This window comes from Chitinophaga polysaccharea, assembly GCF_902150045.1.
In the GTDB taxonomy this organism is placed as follows: Bacteria; Bacteroidota; Bacteroidia; order Chitinophagales; family Chitinophagaceae; genus Chitinophaga; species Chitinophaga polysaccharea_A.
The window spans coordinates 335,001-337,500 of sequence record NZ_CABFVU010000002.1; the positions used below are offsets into that span (position 1 = coordinate 335,001).

2 rRNA genes (1 of these 2 running past the window's edge) are annotated in these 2,500 nt (G+C 45.8%); both read left to right on the top strand.

Going from position 1 to position 2,500, the window contains the following annotated elements:
* Positions 1-1,878: ribosomal RNA gene (locus FN124_RS15955) — 23S ribosomal RNA — on the top strand; it begins 1,009 nt to the left of the window's first position.
* 84 nt (positions 1,879-1,962) lie between these two features.
* Positions 1,963-2,074 (top strand): 5S ribosomal RNA (gene rrf, locus FN124_RS15960).
* The last annotated feature ends 426 nt before the right edge of the window (positions 2,075-2,500 follow it).

The following is a 2,500-nucleotide window of genomic DNA, read 5'->3' on the forward strand; positions in this document are numbered from 1 at the left end:
ATAACCCAGACTAACAGCTAAGGTCCCTAATGATATGTTAAGTTGAACAAACGCGGTTCAAATCCTAAAACAGCCAGGATGTTGGCTTGGAAGCAGCCATTCATTTAAAGAGTGCGTAACAGCTCACTGGTCGAGGGTTTGGGCACGGAAAATAATCGGGCATCAAACATATAACCGAAGCTTTAGGCCTAATACGTAAGTATTAGACGGTAGGGGAGCATTCCAAACTGCATTGAAGGTGTGTTGTGAGACATGCTGGAGCGTTTGGAAAAGAAAATGTAGGCATAAGTAACGATAAATAAGATGAAAAATCTTATCGCCGTAAGACTAAGGGTTCCTGATCAACGCTAATCGGATCAGGGTTAGTCGGGTCCTTAGGCAAAGCCGAAAGGCGTAGCTGATGGCAAACTGGTGAATATTCCAGTACCTGCTATAAATTCGATGGAGTAACGGAGTAGTGAAAGGATCGCGCACTTACGGAATAGTGCGTTAAAGGGTGTAGTTATATTCTGAATTGGTAAATCCGTTCGGGATGATGAAACCTGATAGTACAGCAAAGCTTCGGCCGCGCTGATAGTGTCCCTAATCAGACTTCCAAGAAAAACTTCTAAGGTTCGTTTATAGCAGCCCGTACCGTAAACCGACACAGGTAGTCGAGATGAGTATTCTCAGGCGCTCGAGTGATCCGTGGTAAAGGAACTAGGCAAATTGACGCTGTAACTTCGGGATAAGGCGTGCCACAGTGATGTGGCCTCAGTAAAATGGTACAACCAACTGTTTAACAAAAACACAGGGCCCTGCAAAATCGAAAGATGACGTATAGAGCCTGATACCTGCCCGGTGCTGGAAGGTTAAGGAAGGATGTTCGGAGCAATCCAAAGCTTCTGACTGAAGCCCCAGTAAACGGCGGCCGTAACTATAACGGTCCTAAGGTAGCGAAATTCCTTGTCGGGTAAGTTCCGACCTGCACGAATGGTCTAATGAGTTGTACACTGTCTCTACCACGAGCTCGGTGAAATTGTAGTATCGGTGAAGATGCCGGTTAATCGCAACGGGACGGAAAGACCCCGTGAACCTTCACTACAACTTAACATTGATTTTGAATGCCAGATGTGTAGGATAGTTGGGAGACTATGAAGCAGCTTCGCCAGGAGTTGTGGAGTCATCGTTGAAATACCAACCTTCTGTTATTTAGAGTCTAATCCCTTAACGGGGAGACATTGTTTGGTGGGTAGTTTGACTGGGGTGGTCGCCTCCTAAAAGGTAACGGAGGCTCGCAAAGGTACCCTCAGTACGGTTGGTAATCGTACGTAGAGCGCATTAGTATAAGGGTGCTTGACTGTGAGGCCAACAAGCCGAGCAGGTGCGAAAGCAGGCTAAAGTGATCCGGTGGTTCTGTATGGAAGGGCCATCGCTCAAAGGATAAAAGGTACTCCGGGGATAACAGGCTGATCTCACCCAAGAGCTCATATCGACGGTGAGGTTTGGCACCTCGATGTCGGTTCGTCACATCCTGGGGCTGGAGAAGGTCCCAAGGGTTCGGCTGTTCGCCGATTAAAGTGGCACGTGAACTGGGTTCAGAACGTCGCAAGACAGTTCGGTCCCTATCTGTTGTGATCGTTAGTAAATTGAGAGGACATGACCTTAGTACGAGAGGACCGGGTCGTACGTACCGCTGGTGTATCTGTTGTGCCGCCAGGTGCAGTGCAGAGTAGCTATGTACGGATAGGATAAACGCTGAAAGCATCTAAGCGTGAAACCTGCTTCAAGATGAGTTTACTTTTAAGGGCCGTCGGAGACTACGACGTTGATAGGTTACAGGTGTAAGGGTGGTAACATCGCAGCCGAGTAATACTAATTGCCCGTAAGCTTTAATTTTTTCAATTATTACGCTAAAAAGTTTTGAATACAACTTTCCCGATATGTTATCTTATTAGTTTGCTGTAACAGCAAAGAAGATCTTATGGTGGTTATGCCGAGGGTGTTCACCTCTTCCCATTCCGAACAGAGAAGTTAAGCCCCTCATGGCCGATGGTACTGCACTATCATGCGGGAGAGTAGGTAGCTGCCATACTTATTAAGAGAAAAGCCTTGGTGTTTCATACACTAAGGCTTTTTCTTTCTATATAGTAGAGAGCATTGTGTAAGGCAATGCGGAGTACGGCTAAAGAGCAGTACTTATCTCGAAAGGAAATTAGTGAACCGGAGATGTTTATACATCGCCTCACACACTAAAGTAGCCATTAAAGAGTTACAGATCTGCAGTTTATACTGCCAATCATCTGCTCTATATCTACAGTTCTTTGTATCAGCAGTTTTCTGCTACCGTTATCATCAGTGGATTGTTTTATTGCCGATATAATAACAGTTTATAATTGTTACCAATGTTGTCGGGAAGCATTCTACGATCGATACAATCAGCAGCCTGCCGCTGCTATTGGTGACACATCATGGCCAGGCAAAAACCTGCCAACTTACACTTTATAAAGTGTCGCTACTG